At 54.1% G+C, this 25,525-nt stretch carries 12 protein-coding genes; 1 reads left to right on the top strand and 11 read right to left on the bottom strand.

Annotated elements, in window-relative coordinates:
- The first annotated feature begins 687 nt into the window (after nucleotides 1-687).
- Entirely contained in the window at nucleotides 688-2,082 is a 1,395-nt protein-coding gene (locus EU557_RS14380) for a glycoside hydrolase family 30 protein (protein WP_210116054.1), read from the top strand.
- Between the two features lie 536 nt (nucleotides 2,083-2,618).
- Here EU557_RS14380 and EU557_RS14385 read toward each other — a convergent pair.
- The 11 genes from EU557_RS14385 to EU557_RS14435 all read right to left on the bottom strand — a co-directional run bounded on the left by EU557_RS14385 (nucleotide 2,619) and on the right by EU557_RS14435 (nucleotide 25,422).
- On the bottom strand, nucleotides 2,619-3,482 hold the full coding sequence (locus tag EU557_RS14385) for a glycoside hydrolase family 16 protein (protein WP_135531164.1): 864 nt from the start codon (nucleotides 3,480-3,482) through the stop codon (nucleotides 2,619-2,621).
- A gap of 57 nt (nucleotides 3,483-3,539) precedes the next feature.
- The gene (locus EU557_RS14390) at nucleotides 3,540-4,355 is read right to left on the bottom strand and encodes a PKD domain-containing protein (RefSeq protein WP_135531165.1); all 816 of its coding nucleotides are present in this window, start codon (nucleotides 4,353-4,355) and stop codon (nucleotides 3,540-3,542) included.
- A 31-nt stretch (nucleotides 4,356-4,386) separates the two neighbouring features.
- Nucleotides 4,387-5,916, bottom strand: coding sequence for a RagB/SusD family nutrient uptake outer membrane protein (locus tag EU557_RS14395; RefSeq protein ID WP_135531166.1), 1,530 nt, complete (start codon nucleotides 5,914-5,916; stop codon nucleotides 4,387-4,389).
- A 27-nt stretch (nucleotides 5,917-5,943) separates the two neighbouring features.
- Nucleotides 5,944-9,078, bottom strand: a complete 3,135-nt coding sequence (locus tag EU557_RS14400) for a SusC/RagA family TonB-linked outer membrane protein (protein ID WP_135531167.1) — start codon at nucleotides 9,076-9,078, stop codon at nucleotides 5,944-5,946.
- A gap of 784 nt (nucleotides 9,079-9,862) precedes the next feature.
- Nucleotides 9,863-11,737, bottom strand: coding sequence for a 7TM diverse intracellular signaling domain-containing protein (locus EU557_RS14405; RefSeq protein WP_167855217.1), 1,875 nt, complete (start codon nucleotides 11,735-11,737; stop codon nucleotides 9,863-9,865).
- Nucleotides 11,738-11,933: 196 nt separating this feature from the next.
- On the bottom strand, nucleotides 11,934-13,811 hold the full coding sequence (locus EU557_RS14410) for a cellulase family glycosylhydrolase (RefSeq protein ID WP_135531169.1): 1,878 nt from the start codon (nucleotides 13,809-13,811) through the stop codon (nucleotides 11,934-11,936).
- Between the two features lie 988 nt (nucleotides 13,812-14,799).
- On the bottom strand, nucleotides 14,800-17,115 hold the full coding sequence (gene bglX / locus EU557_RS14415; protein WP_210116055.1) for a beta-glucosidase BglX: 2,316 nt from the start codon (nucleotides 17,113-17,115) through the stop codon (nucleotides 14,800-14,802).
- Between the two features lie 98 nt (nucleotides 17,116-17,213).
- Nucleotides 17,214-18,971 carry a family 43 glycosylhydrolase gene (locus EU557_RS14420; RefSeq protein ID WP_135531170.1) on the bottom strand — a complete coding sequence of 586 codons (1,758 nt, stop codon included), beginning with the start codon at nucleotides 18,969-18,971 and terminating at the stop codon, nucleotides 17,214-17,216.
- 195 nt (nucleotides 18,972-19,166) lie between these two features.
- Entirely contained in the window at nucleotides 19,167-20,534 is a 1,368-nt protein-coding gene (locus tag EU557_RS14425; protein WP_135531171.1) for a glucoamylase family protein, read from the bottom strand.
- A 74-nt stretch (nucleotides 20,535-20,608) separates the two neighbouring features.
- Nucleotides 20,609-22,093, bottom strand: a complete 1,485-nt coding sequence (locus tag EU557_RS14430) for a RagB/SusD family nutrient uptake outer membrane protein (RefSeq protein WP_135531172.1) — start codon at nucleotides 22,091-22,093, stop codon at nucleotides 20,609-20,611.
- Between the two features lie 20 nt (nucleotides 22,094-22,113).
- The gene (locus EU557_RS14435) at nucleotides 22,114-25,422 is read right to left on the bottom strand and encodes a SusC/RagA family TonB-linked outer membrane protein (protein WP_135531173.1); all 3,309 of its coding nucleotides are present in this window, start codon (nucleotides 25,420-25,422) and stop codon (nucleotides 22,114-22,116) included.
- Nucleotides 25,423-25,525: the final 103 nt, after the last annotated feature.

Raw genomic sequence — 25,525 nt, forward strand, 5'->3', positions numbered from 1 at the left:
ATGTTTACCCAAGAGTGGTACTGACACACCTACAGTAGACTTAAGTTTCCCTGGCTTAACTCCTGGGCATAAGTATTTGCTTCGAAACACTACAAAGGCGGCAAAATTTTAATTGTTTCTTATCTGCTACCTCCCCGACTAACCTTCTAACAAGTTTCGCTGCAGTCCTTCTGGTAATTGACTTTGCATGTGTGCTGTAAGTGTATAATCGCATCAAAACGAGCCACAGAAGGCTTGTATCGCACTTTTTTCAAGCGCAACCTGCTAATATATTTGGGTTAGCTGCTGAGCTTATCGACTTCGCAGAACAAGCCCGTCGATCCACCTAGACTTGGACTTCTAGGCCCTCTTGCTATTGAAGCAGCATGATGATTCCGCAGCTATTGTACCACTGTTCGGGTGCTCCTGTAGCGTCATAAGTAATACAGCGGATAAGCTCCCTTATTAGTGTAGTGCTTACTGCTGCTCTTCTAACTCATGGCCACCGTCCCTATGGCCCAGCCTGAGTATGAGCTTGAGTCGTCCTATCCATAGTGTCCTTCTAACCTCCTGAGCTGCTCCCTCTAACCAGCTAAGCAGCCTTCTCCTCCCACCTTTTCTTATCTGTTACGCATGCCAAGAATAGTTCTGGCCGCCTTGTTTTTAGCGAGCCTACATAGCGCTACGGCACAAAAAGCATCTCCCCCTATGTCTGCGTCTCCGTCTTACTCAGTTGTAGGCAAGCAGGTGCAGGTGTACACCACCGCTGCCAATACCCAATTACGCCTAGCGGCCACCGACAAACTTACTTTTCAAGCTCAGGGGCAGCCGCTAGAAACCCAGCCCACCGTCTTTGTGGACCCTAACCATTCGTTCCAGACGATGATTGGCATCGGTGGTGCTCTTACTGACGCCGCCGCTGAAACCTTCGCTAAGCTGCCTAAAGCCCAGCAGCAGGAGCTCCTGCAGGCCTACTACAGCCCCACCCAGGGTATTGGCTACACGCTAGCACGCACTAGCATTCATAGCAACGATTTCTCATCGGCACCTTACACATATGTGGCCGATGGCGACAAAGAGCTCAAAACCTTCAGCCTACAGCACGATGAGCAATACCGCCTGCCATTTATCAAGCAGGTCCAGACGGCGGCCGGTGGCAAGCTCACGATGTACGTGAGCCCCTGGAGCCCCCCAGCCTGGATGAAGGACACTAAGAACATGCTACAAGGCGGGCAACTCTTGCCCGAGTACCGCCAGAGTTGGGCCAACTATTTTGTCAAGTTCATTCAAGCCTATGAGAAGGCTGGTGTGCCCATCTGGGGCCTGACGGTGCAGAACGAGCCCATGGCCAAGCAGACTTGGGAGTCGTGCTTGTTCACGGCCGAGCAAGAGCGTGACTTCGTGAAGGGCTACCTTGGTCCTACCCTACAAAAAGCCGGGATGGGCACTAAAAAGCTCATTGGCTGGGACCACAACCGGGACCTGATGTACCAGCGCGCTACTACCTTATTTGATGACCCGGAGGCCAGTAAGTACTACTGGGGCTTGGGCTATCACTGGTATGAGACGTGGACGGGCTCGGGCATGCAGTTCGACAACCTGCGCCGCGTGCACGAGACCTACCCCAACAAGCACTTGATCTTCACCGAGGGCTGCATCGAGAAGTTCCAGTTCAGCAATATCAATGACTGGAAGCTGGGCGAACAGTACGGCCACTCCATGATCAATGACTTCAACGCCGGCACCGAGGCCTGGACCGACTGGAACATCTTGCTCGATGAGACCGGCGGGCCCAACCACGTGGGCAACTTCTGCTACGCCCCGCTCATCGGCGACACGAAGACGGGCAAGCTGCTCTACACCAACATCTACTACTACATCGGCCACTTCAGCAAGTTCATCCGGCCCGGGGCCAAGCGCATTGCCACCGCCGCCAGCCGCGACGTGCTGCAGACCACGGCCTTCCAGAACCCCGATGGCTCGGTAGCGGTGGTGGTGATGAACCAAACGGAGAAGGAGCAGCCCTTCCACCTCTGGATTAAAGGCCAGGCTGCCCAGACCAGCAGCCGCCCCCACTCCATCATGACACTGCTCGTTAAATAGCCAATCTAGGCCACTTACTAAAAGTGCATAGGGCTTGGTGGGTTTTCACGCGTGACATGTGAAAACCCGCCAAGCCCTATCTTTTCACCATTAGTTAAGCTCTAGACCTATATTCCTTCTGGGCAATTAGCAAATAGCAGAAGCAGGCAACCGCGCCACCGTATCCAAGTTACTGGGTACGGTGGCGCGGTTGCCTGCTTCTGGCCTATAAAGATGGGCGGTTGTCCTGCCTTTCTAGGCCACTCAAAAAGAAGGGCCGGCTTGTCCCCCTAATAGACAGCCGACCCTTTATACTCCCGCCTTGGCTTCTAGCTTCCGTAGCGGGATACTTTTGCAATAGTTACGCAGGTAGTGTTAGCAAGACGTTGTCGTTGCGGCGAACAGTTGCCTAGGTATAAACAAAATAGGCGGATGGAGCCCAGTAACCGGACCTAGCCTGTTGCTAGGCCCGGCCCACTCGGGCCAGAAAGCTAATCCCCAAAGCTTTCTGGTCACGCACCTCATCCCACTCGGCATTGCCGGGCCGAGTTCCGGTATTACTTGTACTGGTAGAAGCGCACGTAATCCACCTGCATTTGCTGCGGAAAGGTGGTAGTAGCGTCGGGGTTGCCATCGAAATCCCCCCCCACGGCCACGTTCAAAATCACGAAAAACGGATTGTTAAACGGATAAGGGCTGGCGCTGCTGTCGGTGAAGCGGTAGTACTCGCGCCCGTCCAAGTAGAAACGCATCAGGTTCTTGCTCCGCACCATGCTAAACACGTGAAAGTCGTCGGAGAGGTCGGCGGCCAGTCGTTCGGTGGTGCCAACGTAGCGATGGTCAGCGGAGCTGGTACCGAAGTGCATGGTGGAGAGCATCTCCCGCGGTTTGCTGCCCCGTAGCTCCATTATGTCGATTTCACCACACACTGGCCAGTTGTTCTGGTCAATGTCGGAGCCCAACATCCAGATGGCTGGCCACACGCCTTTGCCTTTCGGTACCTTAGCCCGCACATCGAGGCGGCCGAACTGAAAGCTCTGCTTGCCCTTGGTGATGATACGGCCCGAGGTGTAGGCGTTGCCGCCCAACTGTTGCTGCTTGGCTCGAATAACAAGGTTGCCGCCCTCCGTGAACACGTTCTCAGTCGAGTTGGTGTAGTTCTGAAGCTCTCGGTTGCCCCAGCCGTTACCTCCCTGTTCATATACCCAGTTGGCCTGATTCAGTGCGCCGCCATCAAACTCGTCGCTCCACTTAAGCTCAGTGTATTGAGTAGGTTCGCGGGCCTCTTCGTTTGCTAAGGCAGGTGCCGGGGCCGGAAGCACCTGCGGCTTTGTTTCCGTACAGCTCAGCAAGCACAGGGCCAGCAAGCTGCTGGCCCCGGCTTTTCGGCTGAGGGAAGTACGCGTGAAGATGTTGATCATAAAGTAGATGCCCCGTAAGGGCTAAGGCCAAGTAGCTGGCAGCGGTGGTTCCGGAGACTATTTTGCCACCAGTTTCATGGTGAACACCGTGCCATTTGAGGCGCCGCTGCCGGCCCTGAGGGTCATTTTTTTCTCGTCAATAGCCATGATCCGGTACACCCGCTCCGTAAGCGAGGCATCGGTGGCGCCAATGAAGGTGCCGGCTTTATTGAGTGTGAACTGGCCTAGGCCATTGCCCACGGCCGCCCCAAATACAAACGGCGAGGTATCAGATAAGCCCGTCTGGCACGTATAATCCTTCTGGTTGGCGTAGAAGGTCTCGCCTTTAGAATCGTAAGTGAACCCGTTTGCTGACGAGAAGGTGTACTCGTCATCCGATTGGCAAGCAGGCAGTTCGCCTGCTTTTACGCCCGCAAAATACTGACTTGGGTTGCCCTCCGTACCTACGACGATAGGTGCATCAACGGTATTGTCGAGCATCCAGGTTTTAGAGGAGCCGCCGGTTAGCAACCGGTTTACGGTGCTGAGCGGCGACACTACTACTACTTGCTGGGTAGTAGTATTACCGGTACCACCCCGCCCAGCCGTGAGCAGCTGCACGTTGAACGTACCGCCCTTGGTGTACACGTGCGTTACGGTCTGGCCCGAGCCAATAGTGCCGTCGCCGAAGTCCCATTGATACAGGAACGCGTCGGTGCTGGTGCTGGTGAAAGTTACTTCGGAGGTGAGACCTACTACTTTGGGCGTCGAGGCCGTGAAGCTGGAGGTAGGCTTGGGGCCGCTGATTTCTCCTTGGTCTTCTTTATCGCAAGAGGTAAAAACCATTGCGCTAGCCAGGGCTAGCAGGGCTGTTTTATATCCTATGTACTGCATGATTTTCTGGGCTAAGAGTCGGGTGTGTGGCCTAGTAGCCAGGGTTTTGTTTCAGGCCGGGGTTGGCGTCCAGCTCTGATTGCGGAATGGGCAGCACCAGGTTCTTCTCCGTAGGAATGCCGCGCTGCGTGATGCCCAGCGTACGTAGGTAGGCCGCCTGGGCCGTCATTACCGGAATAAGCTTGCCCGTGCGCTTGAGGTCAAACCAGCGGTCGAACTCGAAGGCCAGCTCGTACTTACGCTCGTTTATCACCGCATCCGTGAAGTTGGCAGTACCAGCCGTGAGGTCGTGGGCCGCAGAGGGCGTATTGATGGGCAGGCCAAAGGCGCGGCGGCGCACTTTGTTAATGGCTTCTAACCCCTCGGGAGTTGGCCCAACAGCCTCGGCCAAAATCAAATACACTTCTGCAAGCCGCATCACGGGCACATTTAGGGGCGAATCCCAGATGTTGGTCACCTCCGGTTTTTTACCCACAAACCACTTCTTGCAGTTGTAGCCAAATGGCGAGCCAGTTGCCTTAGCCGATTGCTTTGCCCCATCCGGGAACACGTCGCCGGGTACCCAAATGGTAGCCGCTTTGCGCGTATCGCCGGCCTCGTAGCCATTCACGAAGTCAGGCTCGGGGATATTGAAACCATAGCCGCTACCAGGTGTCTGGTTGGCACCTCGGGGCCCAAAGAACTCGTTCATGGAGGAACCTACGTTGTTACGGTCATACTGATTTCGACCGTTTACATACTGCACCTCAAACAGGGACTCTTTCTCGTTTTTGTTTTCGTTCGTTACCTTGAAGTTATCGGCGTAGTTATCCCACATGGTCTTACCCGACTTAGTAATCACCTCCCGTGCCCACTGAGCGGCTTCGGGTTTCTTACCCTCGGTGATGTAGACTTTAGCCAACAAGCCAGCAGCAGCCCATTTAGTAGCCCGGCCCAGATCGGTGCCGCTGTACGATGGCTGCAGGTTTTCGTAGGCATCTTTCAGGTCCTGCTCAATCTGCTTGTATACTTCAGCGGCTGGCGTGCGCGGAATATTTACCGCTTCGGGGCTGGCGGGCGGTGCCGTAAACAGGGGTACGTCGCCATAAGCCCGCACCAGGTCGAAGTAGTACTTGGCCCGTAGGAACTGAGCCTCTCCTAGGCACCGCTTCTGAATCACGGGGTCCATGTTAGGAATGCTCGGCACTTTCTGCAGTACCAGGTTGGCGCGCTGTACCCCAATAAAGGAGCCGCCCCACAGCCGGTTCACCACTGTGTTAGTAGATGGAATGCTGAAAGCCTCCAACTGCTTGTACTCGATGCCGTCATTGCCATCGTCGCCGCCCGTTACCGAGATATCGGCCATGATGTCGAAGGCCCACATGGCCAGGTTATACTGCCCTTCCTTGGTCAGTTCACTATAGGCAGCATTCGTGGCCTGAATGGCGTCCTGCTGGGTTTGGTAAAAGTTGGCGTCGGTTACTTGATCGGCGGGAGCTTCTTCGAGAAACTTCTCGGTGCAGCCCACCAGCAGGCCTAGCGAAAGCAGAAAGGCGCTGCACGTGATTTTAGAAATATTCATGAGTAGGTAGGTGGGAATTAGTAAGGATTAGAACCCGATGTTAATGCCGCCCATGAACACGCGCGACTGCGGGTAAATGCCTAGGTCAATGCCGCTGGGGCTTACTTCGGGGTCGTAGCCGGTGTATTTGGTTAGCGTCACTAGGTTTTGGGCCGTAACGTACACACGCAGCTGAGTAGCCGAAATGCGGCTCATCAAGGTCTTAGGCAGGGTATAGCCAAAGGTGAGGTTCTTCAAACGCACATAAGAGCCGTCCTCGATATAGTGCGTAGATACCCGCAGGTTGTTATTTGGGTCGCCGTTGATAGCGCGCGGAACATCGTTGCTGGTGCCGGGGCCAGTCCAACGGTTCAGGATGCGGGTAGTACCGTTCGTGGTACTGTATAGGGCGCTTTCCGTGATATATCGGTTCAGGTTGTACACGTCATTGCCCTGTACCCCCTGAATGAAAAAGCTCAAATCAAAGCTCTTGTAGTTCAGCGTGTTGGTCAGACCAAACGAGAAGTCAGGGTTAGGATTACCAATAAATGTGCGGTCCAGGCTGGTGATAACTCCATCGCCGTTAATATCCTTGAAGCGAATATCGCCAGGGGCAGTGCCGGGCTGCTGAACAGGGGCATTTTTAACCTCTTCCGGAGTCTGGAACAAGCCCTCGGCCACGTAGCCGTAGAATGAGCCAAAGGGCTGATTGATGTCGTAGCGTACAACGGCACCGCTCAGGTAACTTGTTCCGTTATAAGGCACCCCGGCGCCCAGTGATTCCAAGCGGGTTTTAAAGGCCGAGATATTAAAGGTAGTAGTCCAGTCTAGGCCCCCGTTCGAGCCAGTAAAGTTGTGCGAAGTCAGCGACAGGTCGATGCCGCGGTTGTAGGCCGAGGCCGCGTTGGCATTCACCGACTCATAGGTGCCCGACACCAGGGATGGGGGCACACCCGCAATCAGGTTGGGCGAGTTCCGGTTGTAGAGGTCGATGCTGGCCTCAAAGCGGTTGTCGAGGAAGCCCATGTCCAGACCAATGTTGGCTTGGTCGTTGTACTCCCAGCGCAGTTTGGGGTTAGCCAGACGAGTAGGTGCTCCACCCGTGTTAATAGCCCCGTCCGACCCGAACGGATACGTGATGCCGAAGTTAATGGCATACAGATACGCAAAGCGGCCCGCGTTCAGTTCGTTACCTACCCGGCCGTAGCCCGCGCGTAGTTTCAGGTTGCTCACTACGCTGTTTCCTTTCAGGAAATCCTCTTCGGAAATGCGCCAGCCCACCGAAGCACCAGGGAAGAAGCCAAACTTCTCACCGGGCTGGAAGCGGGAGGAGCCGTCGTAACGGGCAATGGCCTGGAAGATGTACTTGCCCGCAAACTCGTAGTTAACCCGGCCAAAGTAGCTGGCTAAGCGGCGGGGTGTGGGGTCAAGCGTGCCGGCGTTAGCCAACAGCGTATTGATGGGGCCCGCATTAATAGTTTGCAGGTCGTTGCGCAGATAGCCCGTGCGGTAGGCCTCTACGTTGCTGTAGTTGAACTCCTGGGCCGACTGGCCTACGAGCAGCGTAACCTGGTGCTTGTCGGCAAACAGTTTATCGAAAGTGGCCGTGTTCTCAATTAGATACGTGGGGGCGTAGCCGGCTGTAGCGGAGGCGCCTGCCGTAATGTAGCGCTGCGTGTAACCGGCCAGTTCAGGGCCGCGCGCGGCGAAGCTGTTAAAGTTCTCGAAGACAAGGTCAGCGCCCACGTTGGTGCGGAAGCGTAACCCTTTCACCGGCTCTAACTCAGCGAAGAAGGTGTTTATAGCCCGGTTGCGAGTAAATCTCTGGTTTACGCGCAGCGCAGTGGCCAGGGGGTTTTCCTCCGTGAAGTTATCATTGGCACTGTTGGGCTGGTACCAGTAGCCATCGGGGCGGTAGGCCTGTACGGTGGGCGGGATGCGCAGCAGCTGCTGCACGGCGCCGTACTCTCCATTGTTGCTAGTTACCTGCCGGTCGCTTGCGTGCGACAGGGCGATGCTAGTTCCAATTTTCAGCATGCGACCAATCTGCACGTCGCCATTAGCCCGGAGGGTGAAGCGCTCGAAGTTGGTGCCTACGATGATACCATCCTGCTGGAAGTATGCTCCTGACAACGCAAAGCGGGCCTTCTCACTGCCCCCGGTTGCGGAAAGGGAATAGTTCTGGATCTTGGCCCGGCGGAACACTAAATCCTGCCAGTCAGTACCTTCGCCCAGTGTGGAAGGATCACGCAGCTTATCGAGAGCAATGGGCTTGCCAGCGGCCAGCAACGACTCGTTGTTGATAGTAGCGTACTCCTCTGAGTTAAGCAGATCGAGTTTGCGCGCTACAGTCTGCACGCCGCGATATGCATCTAGGTTAAACGTAGTCTTTCCAGCCTTGCCGCGCTTGGTGGTGATAATTACTACTCCGTTTGCAGCGCGAACCCCGTAGATAGCCGTGGCCGAGGCGTCCTTCAGGATATCAATGGATTCAATATCGTTGGGGCTAATGGCACTCAGCTGGCTATCACCCCGGTCTGGCAGTGGAAATCCATCCACTACGTACAGAGGGTTGTTATTGCCCGCAGAAGTGATACCTCGCACCCGAATGGCAGTACCAGCTGCGCCACCGGGCGCGCCACCACTGGAAGTGATGGTTACCCCCGAAACTTTGCCTTGGATAGCCTGCGTAACATCCGGGACTGGCTGACGCACAATATCAGCAGCGCCTACCGAGGAAATAGCACCGGTAACGCTACCGCGCTCCTGAGTACCGTATCCTACAACTACTACTTCGCTCAGGGCACGGCTATCTTCGGTTAGGGTTACGCTTAAATTGCTAGAAGCCCCCGTTACGGGCAATTCTTTGCGAGAGAAGCCTACATAGCTGATTACCAGAGTTGAGCCTTCTGGTGCATTAAGGGTAAAGTTACCATTGGCATCGGTGGAAGTTCCTACTGTGGTGCCTTTTACCACAATGGTAACACCAGGGAGTGGGTCACCGTTTGATTGAATAACACGGCCCGATACGGGCACGTCGGCGAAAACGGCACGCTCTGGTGCCAGATTTGCCAGCGGGGAAACGGCAGCGGCAGCGGCCGGAGCCGCTAACACCGGCAGACCGACTGCAGACAGCCATACGGCCCGCCGCAGCAATGCGTTGGTGTAGAAAGATTGGTTCATATGAATGTGGGAATTGTGGGTAAGATCTTAGTAAGGCAGGTTATGGGAAACCTGCACTCAAGCTCAGTGCTTGCCGAAAGCAGAACTATTCAGGGAGGTAAATAGCGTAGTAGATCGGCGGCCGCGTGACGGCACACCTATTGGGCATTGAACTCCTGATTCGATTGAAAAGGATCGGCTACAAACTGGCCTAGGTAAAAGTCAATTTGCGTTTAATAGCTCGACAGCTATAGGTGCTACCATCTCACTGAAACTTCATGTTTGAGCTAATGGTAATCACTGCAGAAGAACGAAGCAGTATTAGATTCTTCTTGGCAACCTGAGTGCTGGCTATCTACTAAGGATAGCGACTTGCATAGTCATGAACTCAATGGTCGAACACTGCAGAAATAGCTACTCGGTCAGGTTGCACACGTAATTTTTGCTGATTCAGAAGCGTGGGAACCGCTGGGGTGCAAATCGCAACATATATAGAGGAGAGAACAGCTCGTATGTGAGCTTCTGTGGTGGGTGGGAAGGGTAGCATGGGGTCGGGGGGAATGCCCAAATATATCCGACCTTGTTTGGGAAATGCAAGAGCAAAATGGGCCTCAGTTTGCCCTAAAAGCATTTTTTCGCGTTGTTAACAACTTAACTATACACTTACTACACACGCAGAAAGCAGTATAGTATGCCTTGTTGTTCTGCTAGTGCCATTTAGCCGAATGACAAGCTTCACGTAAAAAACAATTCAAAAATCAGGGCTTGAGAGTCACTTTTTTGAAAATAATTAACTGGCATTATCCTATATAGCAACCTTTCTTATCGCCGTACTTGGTGCTACTCTTTCTTCTGCCACACTTACTTCTTCTTCGGCTCCTCCGGTGGCATCCAGTAGAATGTGCGTCCAATCCTCATTCTCATCAAAATCAGGCGATTGCCTACGCCGGCGCATGGCTTCTAGCACCTTTTGGCTGAAGCTCCAGCAGGTGCCTTGACGTAGATCGAGCACCCTTGATAGCTCTTGTGAAGTATAGCTGCCCTTGTGGGTATAAATCAGGAAAACAGCATAAAAAGCCTTGATAATAGAGAACTTACACTTCTGCAATAAGGTGTAAGCTGTGGCCGACTCTACGTAGCGGCAGCGGGTGCATCGGCGAGAATGTGGCTCACGACCATCACAATACTTCTCGTGGCCACATTTACGGCATTGGAAGGTATCAGACCACTTCAGGTTAGCTAAGTAAGTTAAGCAAGCTTCCTTATCGGGATAGATCTGGCTAAACTCACCAAAATTCACCTCTTTGGATAGTACACGAGCCGTTTTGGCTTCCTGCAAGTCGCGCTGCAAGTCAGTGTTCAACTTTTCAATTGCTGCCGATTGCAGAGCCAGCAAGCCGTTTGCCTGCAATAGTTCTCGGTTCTGGGCACTGATTGTGTCACTCTGCCGACGCAATTCTTCGGTGCGTAATGCGACCAGACTTTCTAACTCTGTATTGAGCTGATCCTTTAGCTCTTGATTTCGCTTAAGCTGCTCTACTAATCGATCTTGGGCGAGATGTTTCTTTCTGAGTTGTTTTACTACCTTCTCCTGAGCCCTAATAGTCAGGTCTTTAATCCCCTTGATCTTCTCACCCAAGGCATATGAAAGAACTACTACCTCTACTACAAAGGCAGCATTCATACTGTAAACTGTTGCGGTATTGGTGAAGGTGTCAATACCAAGCTTACGCAAAATGAGGAAGCCCACACTCACTGCCACCATAGCGTGGGCTAGCAGGAAGTAGCCGGCAGGCCGGAACCCGCGCTGCCAAATACGAAAAGCGAGGTAGTAAATCATGCCGTATGGCAGCAGATACAGCCAGAACCCCCAGCCGGAGTTAAGCCAGATGGTATCGAGCAGCAGAGCAGCTACACTCAGTAGCACTACTGCTCGTACCCACTGGTCGTAGCGTGGCAGCCGCTGCGGAGCATCCAAGAACTGCCGGGCATAGTAGCTGAACGTTAGCAACAGCAAGATTGGTGATCCTGCTATAATCATCTGATTTAGTGTCGGATAACCTGGCCACAGATATTGAAATCCTAGGCCATCCTCCGATAAAAACATCAGGCTTGAACTCAGCACATACAACACATAGCGTAAGTAGGTCTGCTCGCCGATGAATATATAGAGGCAAAGATTATAGATAACCATAATCAGCAGGATGCCATAGAAACCACCCAGTAGGCCGTATTCTGCCTGAAAGTGAACGGCCAGGGTTTGCTCCGTCCGTAATCGGCTGAGGAAACTGGTTTTGGAGTTTGAGCGCAGCCGCAAGTAGAATACCTGAGTTTGATCGGGCTCCAGCGCTAAGCGAAATAGAAAGTTCTTATACGGAAAGCGACGTGAAGTTAGGGGCTGATCGGCCCCTGTATGAATAATGTTCTGCTTAGCGTCAGCAGATGAAAAGAAGGAGATGTCGTTAAGGTGAGAATCAAACAGTTCGAAGTACCAGTGTTGCGCTAGTCCTCCTTCGGCCCGTACTACCAAGCGCAACCAGTAAGCTGCGCCAGGATGCTCCATGTTAGTGGGCAGCTTGTCGCCACGCTCAAATGCGGCTGCATGAATAGGTTGCTGCACATCAGCAAGGGTAAGTTGTCCCGATGGATCCTCCAGCACGCTGTAAAAGCGAGGTTCCACGAAAAGCTCCTCCAAGTTAGGCCGCACTCGGAGGGTATCGGGCCCGGCTACAGGGGCCGCACCGGCGCTACGAAGAGTAAATAGTAGCGTCACATTCACAAATAGAGCAGTTAGCCAACCACTCCTATACAGAGAGATATTGCGAAAAAAGGGCCTCATCGTACTTTCCAAGTTAAGAAAAAGTAACGCAGTTGCCTTACTGGCCTCCTGCTGAAGAGGCGCCGGTTTGTTCGAAGCGCATCCAACTGATTTGGTTTACTGGCTGCTCCACTAAAAGCCGTAATTGATGCTGTCCTGCTGGAAGTGGCGGCGTTTTCACTGTCACAGTGGCCCATTCTCCTGCTGTAGTGGCTTGGCTTACTGGCACTAACACTAGCTTGCCCCCATCTAATTGTAGACTAACCTGACCTGGAGCACTGCCCTTCTGCACTCGCATGTGCAAAGTGTAAGATCCTGCCGAAGCCACTTTTACTGTATACTTCAGCCACTCACCTGCTGACAAGTGGCCTACCGAAAAGTTTTTATCTGGTGAGTCAGTATTCACTTTTATATCAACCCCATCGTTTCGGTAGGCACCACCTTGATTCCAGGGGGTATTGTCGCGGAAGTCTACTTTCGCCGAGTAATCGTCGTGGTAGGCCACTTCGGCCCTCCCCAGATCATAATCAGCTGCTTGAATGGTTCCCGGAATAGTAAGAGCCGTAATGGGAGCCTGGAACGTGGCCGGCTGAGTAAGCGCGGCTATCACATCGCGGTTAGGTTGACAATTGGCATACTGCACGTTACGCAGCAAAGCAGCCCGTCCTTCAGGAGTTAGTACACTTCCGTAAGGCTTAACCCGAAGCAAACTGGTGGGGCCATCTACCCGCTTCAGGGTCCAGTGACACCAGCCGATATTCTGAGCATTTAGCCCTTGCACGGCCGCCACAAACCATTCATTGGAGTTTTCGCCGGTCTCCCCCACCCACACCGGCACCTGCCACCGGTCGCGGAAGGCAGCCAGATTGTGTAGTAGGTTGATTTGGTTAGGGTTATTATCGGCCGTTTCTGGCGTGTTGGGGCACCAGTAGCGGTGGGCATTGTAGGCCAGGTTAGTCTTGTCTTGAATAGCCAGTTTATCAGGCGTGAGGTTCGTGTACTCATTGCCGTAGCCATTGCCTTCCAGCAGCAGCATGTGCTTATCATTTTGCGCCCGCACGGCGTTGATAAGGCGAGAGTACAGGGCGCTTAGCTCCTGATTGTCTGCCGACATGCCGTTTGCCGCATTTAAGTTGTGTGGCTCATTTATAAGATCGTACATGGCCACTCTCAAGTCGCTTTTATAACGAGCTGAGAGCTTTTCCCAGAGTCGCACGGTCATGTCCTGGTAGATAGGCCTGCCTTTGGCATCGCGCCGTTTCCACAGATCCAACGACACGAAGTTGTCGTTGATGTTGCGGTCGGTGCCTTGCCCACCGGGGGCGGCATGCAAATCCAGAATGACGTATAGCTTATTAGCCGCGCACCATTTCAGCACGTCATCAATAAAGCGGAACCCGTCGAGGTTCTTGGTATCCGTAAAGAGCTGGTTTTGATCGTACCACGTGCTCAACTGCTCAACGTAGCCATCCACGTTTTTGGGGCTCAACATAGCCTGGGTGCGGGCATGACGCTGAGCGGCCGTCAGGAACAAGTCGTAGTGAAAGGGCAATCGTACACAGTTAAACCCCTGCTTCGCAATGAAATCAATATCGGCCTTGGTAATGAAGTTGGCCCGATACTGCTTGTAAAACTCTTCCATCTGCGCTTCCGGCATGGTGCGGAGCATGCCCTGCTTGATGCGCCACTGACAATTCAGGGAATCTGTTTGCAAAATGTAGCTTTCCTGGAGCAGCCACCCACCCACATTAAAACCACGCAGCACTACTTCCTTCCCATTGGCATCAACCATCTGGGAGCCTTTGGCCTGTAGAAAGGGCAACTGTTGTGCTTCAGCGTTAGGAGTAAACAGTGAGGTTGCTGCGACTGTAAGAAAACCAAAGAATATATTACGGAGGATATTATTCCGCTGCGGCGAAGGGCTGGACCCGTTCATAGGAGTTGCTTGCTTGGGGTGGAGGGCAATTCGTCAGCGAAAAAAACGGGGAGGAGATACTCCGCCCCGTTTCCGCCGTTATCACACTTCAATGCACGTATTTATATATAGTCCCTGCTTCATAGCCTTAGCTAAGAAGGAACATAGGGGCTGCCTAGGCCAGTGGTACCTACACGCGAGAGCACTACGTTGCTTGTTAGAACGTGTGGCGCCACTAAGGCAAGACCAAGAAAATTAGGAAGCCTTTACAGGCAGCTACCACGTACGTGCGGAGGCAGTGTCACCATACCTGACCAACAGATTGGTTGAGCCTCCAACCAAGCGGTACATTGAACAGTAGAGCTAGCGTGTGCTCAAAGTGTTGTTACCGATGTCTCTGGTTGGAGCGTACGTGGCCTAGGCAGATATTCTAGCCTGAGGTAGTAGGTATTCTATTCATGGGGGGTGGGATTTGGAAGTAATAGAGTTCGGACGCCACCCACTTTGCCATTTTAGGCGAGGTAAGGTGGTAAGCAGAGCGGAGACCACGGAGCACAAAAGGGTAACTCCGTGAGGCTAGTTGGCAATAGAAACAGAGGGAGTGCTGTGGCAGGTCATCGTTGACCTGAGAACGGGTACCACTCCCTTTGTTGTCATCAAATATATTGGGGCTGGGTAATAAAAAGCAAACTCAAAAATGCTGTCAGTGGCTCCTTATCGAGGTTTTTCATTTACCTAACATGTACCCTATACACTTACTTCACAAGTGCAAGGCCGCCTTTATACGGCCCTACCTGAATAGATACAGCGTATCTATAGCTCGCGGCTACAGATAAGAAACAATGAAAAATCACCGCTAGCCAGAATAAAATCTTCAGACTAGCGGGGATTTTCTACTTGCGACTCTAGTAATAAAAGCAAAACGGCAGACTACCATAGTCTGCCGTTTTCAAGAGAAACTGACATCGAACTAAAAGCGGTGGCTTACTCGCATAGGCCTAGAACAATATTACTGACTCAGTTTGAAGGAGGCCATCTGGACGTCGCGGGAGTTGCCACCTACGAACACTTGAAAGTCGCCGGGCTCAGCCACGAACTTCAGATCTGTGTTATAAAATTTCAGGTCATCTGGGGTAAGGCGGAACGTAAGCGTGCGGCTCTCCCCTTTCTTTAGCATCACCTTCTGGAAGCCTTTCAGCTCTTTTACTGGCCTAGAGATAGACCCCACCATATCGCGGATATATAGCTGGGCTACTTCTTCGCCATCGTAGTTGCCGGTGTTCTTCACGGTAACTTTCACTTCTAGTGTACCCGTGGGGCTCAGGGTAGTTGTGCTGAGCTCAGGCTTGCCATACTGAAAGGTAGTGTAGCTCAACCCGTAGCCAAAAGGATAGAGCGGGTCATTGCTCACATCCATGTAGCGCGACTTGTACTTATCTAGTGCTACCCCGGCGTAGGGACGGCCGGTGTTCTTGTGGTTATAATAAATTGGCACCTGGCCTACGTGCTGCGGGAAAGTAGCCGTGAGCTTGCCCGAGGGGTTATACGCTCCGAACAAAACATCAGCAATAGCATTACCAGCCTGAGTACCTGCAAACCACGTTTCCAGAATAGCATCGGCATTCTGATCTTCCCAGGGCAAGGTCATGGGCCGGCCGCTCATTAGCACAATAACCAGCGGTTTACCGGTTTTCTTAAGCGCCTTCAGCAGCTCTAACTGCTGGCCTGGCAGGCCAATGTCGGCGCGGCTAGCCGCCTCCCCCGTCATACCCTGCGATTCGCCAACAGCAGCTACAATCACGTCGGCGCTTTGGGCCACCTGCACGGCTTCGCGAATCATTTCTTCCGAGCTGCGCTTGTCTACGTTCAGCTCGCCACCGTGAGCGTTGAGGCGGTCAATCATCTGCTGATCATCCGTGAAGTTGGCACCCTGCGCTGTTACAATCTTCACGCTGTTGCCAGCCACATTTTTAATGCCTTGCTCCAACGACACGGCCTGTTTCCAGTCGCCAGCGCCGCTCCAGCTACCAATCATATCACGCTGCCGGGTAGCCAGCGGACCCACCAGGGCAATGGTACCCGCCTTCTTCAGGGGCAGGGCGTTATTGCTGTTTTTCAGCAAGACCATGCTTTTGCGGGAAATGTCACGGGCATCGGCCATGAACTGCTTGTTCATCATGGTCGCTTTTGCCCGCTTCTCATTGGTGTAGAGATAAGGATCTTTGAACAGGCCTAGCTTCCATTTGGCTTCCAAGATGCGGCGGCAGGCCAAATCAATCTGCTCCTGTTTAACGGTGCCATCTTTCAGGTTTTGAGCTAGGTTCTTCAGGAAGATTTCCCCCACCATGTCCTGATCGATTCCTGCGTTCAGGGCCAGCGCCGAAACCTGAGCATCGTCGCCCATGCCGTGGGCCGTCATCTCATTGATGGCAGTGTAGTCGGTGGCTACAAACCCCTTAAAGCCCCACTGGTTACGCAGCAACTCAGTCATTAGCCACTTGTTGCCGGTGGCCGGAACGCCATTAATATCGTTAAACGACGACATCATGGAGCCCGCTCCTGCCTCTACGGCGGCTTTGTACGGTGGCAAGTACTCATTATACATGCGCACCAGGCTCATGTCGGTGGTGTTGTAATCGCGGCCAGCTTCAGCTGCACCATACAGTGCGAAGTGCTTCACGCAGGCCATTACGGTGTTGTTTTTACTCAGGTCGTCGCCCTGGTAACCGCGCACCATTACGCGAGCAATCTGGGAACCCAGATACGGATCCTCGCCCGAGCCCTCTGAGATACGGCCCCAGCGTGGGTCGCGGGCTATGTCCACCATCGGCGAGTATACCCAGTTGATGCCATCGGCGGAGGCTTCCTCGGCTGCAATACGGGCACTCCGCTCCATGGCTTGCAAGTCCCAGCTCGACGCTAGGCCCAGCGCAATCGGGAAAATAGTGCGGTGACCGTGAATGACATCGTATCCAAAAATGAGCGGAATATGCAGCCGCGACTCTTTCACGGCCATTTCTTGGAGCTTGCGGGCCGCTTTGGGCGTAAACGTGTTCAACACCGAGCCTACATTGCCTTTGCGAATGTTTGCGTCGACATCCTTGCTAACTACTGGCCCGGTTACATCAAAGCCTACCGTTATCATGTTCAGCTGGCCGATTTTTTCTTCCAGCGACATCTTCTGCATCAGCTCATTGATGAACTTGGTCATCTTCTGGTCATCATCAGCTAGTACGGTAGTGGCCGCAGCCGATTGAGATGCTTGCAATTGCGGGGTCAGCAGCCCCAACGACATGAGCAGGGCGGTTCGGAAAACTCGTTTCATATGGGAAAGGAAGTATGGAAAGATCAACTCAGGAATGGCCGAGGCGTCTGCAAATCTGCATCCCGCGTGTGCCAACGGCCTATAGCCTTACACCGCACTTACTTCACCGCCGTAACGGCAGTGCGCGATGAAATGCCATTTTCATTGATGGCCTCAATGGTAAAGTAGTATGGCAGGTCCTTGTCCATGCCTTTGAAGTAGTATTCGGAGGCTCCGTGCACTAGTATGCAGCTGTAGAGCTTGTCGGGCGCTATGCCTACATGAATGTTGTAGGCGTAGGCATCATCGGAAGGAGTCCATTTTAACCAAGCGCTGCGCTTGTCCTTCTCGGTGTGCAATACTACAAAACCTTTTACTTGGTTGGGTGCTGCACCACTCCCCCGCCCAAAAATTCGTAGGCCACTCAGCGCAAATTTGCCAGTGGGCATATGTATATTTTCAAGTTTGAGGTAGCGCGTCTGCACTGGCCTAGCTAGCTCAATATAGTCGTGGGGCACGTCGGTCTGGTTGCGGCTTTTGTCGACTAGCAGCTTCCACTTTTTGCCATCTTTCGATTCCCACAGCTTATACTGGTGATAGGTACCATGCTGCTTGCCCAGGAACTCCGCATCCTGATCAGCGTAGTTGATTTGAATGGCGTGCACAGTGCTCAGGGTGCCCAAATCAGTTTGTAAATATTCTCCTTTATCGCCCGTAGCGGCACTCCAATAAGTTTTTATGCTCTCATCGACGGCATAATTGGGTAAGTAGCCGCCAAGCGTAGAAGAAGCTTGCACGGGCTTTTGGTAGTTGAGAAGCATCCAACCCGTGAATCGGCTTTTCAAATGATCTTCGGGTCCGGTGGGTAGGTAATGGGGGTAGTCCCCAAAATCGGTATTGGCATACAACACACCGTCTTTATCGAAGCCGGCCGGCCATAGGCCTAGGCGACGCTCAAAATTGTTCTTTACCGATATTACCATAGTAGAAAGGTGCCACCAGTTGCCCCAGGTATCCTGAAAGGTGTTGCCGTGGCCTGCGCCCCGGGCAAAACCACCAGGTTTATAGGCGAAAGGGTTGTGCTTCTGCGGGGTGAAGGGGCCTAGCGGCTTGTCACTTATCTGCACACCATCGGCATAACCGCTAAATTCGGTACCGGGCGCGCCATATTGCAAGTAGTACTTGCCCTGATACTTAGTCATCCAGGCACCCTCCATGAACGGATCCAGAAACGTGTTATCTAAGTATTCGCCGAAGCGTTGCCAGCCAAACTGTTTGTCGTTGAGCCCAAACATTACCTTGGGTTGACCAATGGGTTGAAAGGTTTTGCGGCTGATTTGCTGCCCGTAGAGCGGAAACTCATTGCTGCTGCCCCAGTACAGGTATAGCTTGCCATCATCATCAAGGAAAAACGCCGGGTCCCAGGCGCCAATCTGGAAGGGCTCCACGGCTTCCTTCCACTCGTTTGCCTTCGGGTTGGTACTCATCCAGATCGGGAAGTCTTTCTCGTGGGTTGAGCCGTATACCAACAGCGTATCGCCCAGCACAAAGACGGCGGGCGCGCACAAGTCGTCATACACCTTGTGCTGGGGCTTGAGGAAGGAGCGCGAGATAAACTTCCAGTTATACAAGTCCTGGCTCCACCAGTAGCCCCACTGGTTGGTGCTGAACAGGTAGTATTCTCCTTTATATAAGGTGATGACGGGGTCGGCGGTAGCGCGGTGTCGGCCTGCTTCCGCAAAGTTGGGGATGGGCGTATAGCCGTAATCCAGGTTCAGGGGGTTGCAGTACGTGCGCTGGCCAGGGCTGGAAGTTGGCTGAGCTTGGCCAGACAGGCCTAGCAGCACAGCAAAAAGCAAGAGCAGGATTCGGAGCATGGAAATCTGTGCAACTAGTCTGCTGAACCATGAGAAACGTGGCACTGGGCTGCGCGCGGCTTCAGTCCGCGCCGCGCCAAGAGTACTAGGCCAGCGAAGAACTGGCCTAGTACTCTTGGCCAACCAACCTTCGCAAAAAGGAAACCCCGAATTGAAGGTTGGCACACCCTAGTGCCGCGTTTCTCCACTGTTCAGCTATTTCTTCACTTGAGGGCTTTCAAAGCCGAGCTTTGTAAGGCCGCGTTGCACATCGGGGCTGCTCATGAAAAGCTTCCACAGTAGGCCTGTCCGATGGTTTTCAATCATAACTACTATGGGGCCTTGGTCGATGGCCAGGTGCGACTTGGCGTACCAGTCGTGCTGCTCGCTGAAGCCATCTACAAACCCGTACTCACTCCAGATCTTGTCGCCGAGGTCGTTGTAGAAATGCTTGAGAGCCGCCATCGACTCCTTTGGCGCGTACGGCATGGCCGATAACGCAGCTGTAGGCGAAATCACTCCTAAGTCCTCGGTAGGCGAATGAGCCGCGTAGCCCTTGTAGCTGTCCGAAGCGGTCAGGCCCCAGTTGTTGGGCCCGTAGCCTTTATACTTCTTGGGGTTATCAACGCAATAGGCGTAGTTGATGCGGGTGTGGGCCTGATTTTGCTGCCAATAGTCGGCGTACTGGTCTTTCAGGCCGCGCGGGTCTAGGCCTAGGAATGAGTAGTGGGAGAAGAATAGCGGCCCGCCGTAGTCAAACCCTAGTGGCAGGGTAGTATTGTAGAACTCCTTGCCGTTTTTGAAGTAGTTGCCGGTAGCCCAGCCTTGGTCGTACACCTTCTTGTCGATGGCATACTTAGGCGACGACGCGGCCAGCACATAGGTAATCAAGCACTCATTCCAGCCATGAATCTGGTGGTTCATGCTCCACCCGTTATTAGGACTCCAGTGCCAATAGAGCACGTTTTGCCCCCCTTGGGTGTGCCAGTTCCACTCCACTCCTTCCCACATCCAGAGAATATGGTTACGCAAGTCCTGCTCGGTTTTGCTGGTACCGGTGAAATACTGGCGGGCGCAAATCAGCCCCTCAAACAGAAATGAGCTTTCTACCAGGTCAGCCCCATCATCCTTTTGGCTGAAGCGGATTACTTTACCCGTAGCCCCATTCAGCCAGTGCGGAAACACCCCGTGAAAGGAATCGGCCTTTTCCAGAAACTTCACGATTTTAAAGATGCGCGTGGCGGCTTCTTCCCGCGAAATCCACTTGCGCTCGGCCGCCACAAGTATGGCCATAATGCCAAAGCCCGTGCCGCCGGTAGTCACCACCTCGTCGCCGTAGTCGAAAGAACGGTTGCTCCGCTCCCGGGCCATACCGGAGACAGGATGGCCAAAATCCCAGAAATAGCGAAAGGTTTGCTTCTGCACCAGATCCAGCAGTTGCTCATCCGTGAGGTTTTTGGGCCGTTGCTTGGGGTTGAAGCTTGCAGTACTGACTGGGGCTTTTTTGGCGGCGGGCTTCTGCTGGGCCCAGAGCAAGCCCGGCAGCAACAGCGCTAGAAAAGAAAATACAACACGATACGTCATGGGCGGGAAAGGGAGGGATAGAACAAAAAGCGCCGGGGCGGCAAGCAGCCCCGGCGCTCTTCTCGTAGCTAGGCCTAGTAGCCGGGGTTCTGGCTGATCAGGCCACCGCTGACATCAATGCGAGCCTGCGGAATGGGGAACACCTCGTTTTTACCATCCACGAAGTTTTTACCAACGGCCCGCAACACAGTGCCGGCTCGGCCCTGGCGCACCAAGTCCCAGAACCGGTCATGCTCCATGGCCAGCTCTAACCGGCGGTCTTGCCAGATGGCTTGGCGCAAAGCCACGCGGTCTGTTACCGTAATATCAGGTAGCGCGGTGGTGCTGGTGCCACGGGCACGCTTGCGTACCAGGTTGAGGTTGCTCAGGGCTTTGGCCGTTTGACCTTGCTCGTTAGCCGCCTCAGCATTCATCAGCAACACATCGGCGTAGCGCAGAATCCGAATGTTTTTACCAGCATCGCCCATGCCGTTGGGCGAGCGAGGGTCGGTGGCGCGCACGTAGGCCTTCTGGTTGTAGCGGGGGTTATCAATCACCGTTGGGATGGTAACCCCGTCGCCCAGGTTTTCACCGGCGTAGATGATGGTTGCGTCGCGCCGCGTGTCGCCGGCTTCGTACGCGCTGTTCAGGTTTTCGGAAGGCGTGTTAAAGCCCCAGCCACCGGTAGGAATAGGAGCCCGGGGGCTTTGCACCTCAGCGTACTGCGAGCCGCCCCCACCTTGGGGCAGAGTAGCCGCCTGCACCTCAAAAATAGACTCGCTGGAGTTTTCGCCATCTAGCGTGAACAGACGGGCGTAGTCGTTGTACAGGCTGTACTGATTTGAGGCAATAACCTGGTCCGTCAGGGTCAGGACCTGGGCCCAGTTATTCTGATACATGTACACTTTAGCCAGCATACCTTGGGCAGCGCCCTTCGTCACGCGGCCCAGGTCGGCGGAGGCGTACGCGGAGCGTTCGGGCAGAGCGGCAATAGCGGCGGTCAGATCCTCAATAATGAAGTTGTAGGTTTCCTGCTTGCTAGCACGGGCCTTAGAGGAGTTGCTACCATCGCGCGGAGGTAGTTCATTAATGATAGGAACGCCACCAAAGGTGCGTACTAGGTTGAAGTAGTAGTAGGCCCGTAAGAACCGGGCTTCTCCAATCAGGCGTGCCTTCAGGGCTTCATCCATTTGTATGGGCGGCACCCGCAGTATCACTTGGTTGGCGCGGGCTATGCCTAAGTAGTGGCCCTGCCAGAACCCATCGAGTAGGCCATTGGCCGCTGTGGCTGTGAAATTATCCAACTCACCCATGGCCGGGGCGTCGCCGGGGGTGCTGCCTTTGTCGGCGTCATCGGAGGCCACGCTCGCAATGCCTACGAAGGAAAAGGTGTGCACCGAGAAGTCGCGCAGCTGATTGTACACGGCGTTAGTGGCCTGCACGGCCCCGTCGGAGGTGGCGAAGAAGTTCTCGCTTAGCTCCTCGCCCAGCGGTTCGGTGTCCAGAAAATCTTTACAGCTGCTGGTAGCGAGCGTTAGCGACAAGCTGGCTAGAGCAATGATATAGTGTTTCGCTTTCATGAGGTAGCGCTGCTTGCTGGTTACAGAGTAATATTGATACCCGCGTTATAGGAACGCGTGACGGGCACCACGTTCAGCTCAATGCCGCGGCTGGCATCGTTGCCCCCTACCTCGGGCGAGAAGCCCGTGTACTTTGTGAAGGTGAAGGGGTTAAATGCGTTGACGTAGAAGCGCACCCCTCCTACCCCGAACGACTCCGTAATACCTCGCGGAATTGTGTACCCCAACTGGATGGTGCGGAAACGCACAAAGGCGCCAGACTCAATAAAGTAGCTCGATACCTGGGGAATGTTGTTGGATACGCGCGGCTCGGTGCTGGAGGGGTTGCTTGGCGTCCAACGGTCTAGGCGAGATGCCTCGAAGTTCTCGTTGGTGAAACGCACGGCTTTTTTGCCGTTATAGATTTTGTTGCCTGATACGCCCTGCACGTCCACTGCCACATCGAAGCCTTTATAGGCCGCGGAGGTGTTCAGGCCATAGGTCAGGTTAGGAATGGGCGAGCCCAGGCTGACCCGGTCCTGCTGATCTATTACCCCATCGTTATTTACGTCGCGGAAGCGCAGGTCACCCAGGGCTTTACCGCCGGGCTGGTTGGGAGCAGCAGCTACTTCATCAGCCGTTTGGAAAATGCCGGCCACATCGTACCCGTAGAACTCGCCAATGGATGTTCCCACCCCACTCCGGGTTACCACATTGCCGTTGTTCAGGCTTCCACCTACAATGGGCTGCCCACCGTTGCCCAACGACACAATGTTGTTCTTGAGCGTGGAGAGGTTACCGTTGATGCCGTAGGTGAAGCCATCTTTGTTGCCACCCTGCCAGCCTAGCGTAAACTCGAAGCCTTTGTTATCAACGGTGCCAATGTTGCGGAACAACGAGCCTACTGCTACTGGCACTTGCGTAACCAGGTCGTTGGTGCGCCGGTCGAAGTAATCTACTTCAAACGTGAGGCGGTTATCAAGCACGCCTACCTCGAAGCCTACATCGAGTTGATTGATTTTCTCCCAGCGAATTTGCGAAACCGTGGGGTTGGTTTCGGTTTTGCCAATGTTCAGCGTTTCGCCTGGGCCAAAAATCGCCCCGAGGTTATTACTGATGCGGGCGTAGTACTGGTAGCTCGGCACGTTCACGTTACCTACTACCCCGTAGCTGGCGCGCAACTTCAGGTTATCGAATAGGCCTAGATTCTTTATGAAGTCTTCCTCCGAAAGGCGCCATCCTAGGCCTAGCGCGGGGAAATACCCCCACCGGTCTCCTTCGGAAAAGCGCGAGGAGCCGTCGGCGCGGAAGGTAGCCGTAACGAGGTAACGATCCTTTAGGGCATAGTTGGCGCGGGCCAGTACCGACTGGAAGGCATACTCGCTGGCCGTGTTGTTGGCTACGTTGCCCTGGGCATTGCCCACGTTCAGGTACCACAGGTTCTCGTCGTAGCCGGGCACGTCGCTACGCTGGCCAAACAAGGACTCTACTTGGTCGCGCTGGGCCGTATAACCACCCAGCAACGTCAGGCGGTGGTCTTCGCCAAACTGCGTGTTGTAGGTCATGGTATTTTCCCACAGCCAGGTAGAGTTGGTAGCCGTTTGGCGGCTCAGGCGGCTACGGTCGTTGCGCTGATTCTGCGACACGAAGTATACCGGTACGTACACCCGGTTTTCGGTGTAGCCCAGGTCGGTACCAAAGCTAGAGCGGAAGGTCAGATTCTTGAGCAGATCGGCTTCCCCGTAGATATTTCCCACCAGGCGGCCGCCCTTATTCCGCTCATTGTTGTAGGCCAGCTGCGCAACCGGGTTGGCCACGCTCTGGTTGTTGGAGTAACTGAAGATGCCCGTGTTGGGGTTGGTCACCAGCTGCGCTGGGTCGGCGTTGTAGGCGTTGCCGAATACCGAGCCTGGGGTAATATTTTCCTTAATGCGGCTCACGGCCAAGTTAGCGCCCACCCGTACGCGGTCCGTCAGGCGATACTCGTTGTTGATGCGGAAGTTGATGCGCTCAAAATCCTGCCCCTTCACAATGCCTTCCTGCTTATTGTAGCCCCCGCTAATGCTGTAGCTTGACCGGTCCGAACCGCCGGTAGCACTCAACTGGTAATCCTGGATAAAGCCCTTCTGCAGGATTTCATCAAACCAGTTTACACCGCTGCCAAAGTCGTAGCCTGGGTCACGGAAACGAGCAGTGGAATTAGGGGTGGTGTTGAGAATGGCCTCGTTGAGGAGCGTCTGGTACTCCGCGGCGTTGGCCATCTTAACCTGCTTGGCTATTTCCTGGTAGCCAGCGTAAGCATTCAGCGAGATGCGCGCCTTGCCTGATTTTCCCTTTTTGGTGGTTACAATGATGACACCGTTGGCGCCTCGCACCCCATAAATAGCCAGAGAAGAAGCGTCTTTCAGCACTTCAATGGAGGCAATATCGTAGGGGCTCAGGTACTGGATGTTGTTGGTGAACATGCCATCTACCACAAACAGGGGCTGGTTGGCGGCTTCATTATCGTCGCCGGATGAGCGCACTGAAGTAACCCCACGGATACGGATGCTGGGCGGAGCGCCAGGGCTCCCCGAGTTGGAAGTGATAGTGACGCCCGCTACTTTCCCTTGCAATGCCTGCTCAGCGTTGGCCACCGGGCGGTTAGCAATTTCTTCCGCCTTCACCGAGCCAATAGCGCCTGTTACATCAGCCTTGCGCTGGGTACCATACCCCACTACTACCACCTCATTCAGCTGACTTTCATTGGCCGCAAACGACACGTCAACCGTTGTACGGCCGCCAATGGGCACTTCTTGAGCCGTGTAGCCCACAAAGGAGAACACAAGTGTGGCGCCTTCCGGAGCGGTTAGGCTATAGCGGCCATCTGCCCCAGTTTGGGTACCAGTAGTAGTGCCTTTCACCACTACGTTTACGCCTGGTAAGGCATTGCCTTTTTCATCTACTACCCGGCCGCTCACGGTAATATCAGCGGTGCTGCTGGTGGCTGGCTTGAGCACGATGCCGTTGGGCAGGGGCTCGTAGGCAATATTCAGAGGATCAAAGAGAGTGTGCAGCACTTTGCCCAGGGGTTGCCCGTCGGCTTGAATCGAGACCCGCCGCCCCGCGCCAATCATCTGGCGGCTATACTGGAAGCGAATGTTGGTCTGATTCTCAATTTTGGTGAGCACCGTGTGCATGGTTTCGTCCTGAGCCTGGAGCGTAATGGGCCGCTCGAGATACTGCTGGGCCGCGGACGACAGCGTGGTAGCAGTGGCAATGCTACTGCTGAGCAGAGTGATGCACAGCGGTTGTAGCAGTGCAGTCCGCGTCAGCTGATTCGGAAAGGGAAAGTGTAGGGGATTTTTCATGCGTAAGGTGGGATTGAGTGAAATGCCTGGAGGCAGCAACAGAACCGCGACGGATAGGCAAACCGGCCGCCGCTAGTAGGCCGGGGAGCCTTGCCGGTACCGC

The organism is Hymenobacter wooponensis (assembly GCF_004745865.1).
In the GTDB taxonomy this organism is placed as follows: domain Bacteria; phylum Bacteroidota; class Bacteroidia; order Cytophagales; family Hymenobacteraceae; genus Hymenobacter; species Hymenobacter wooponensis.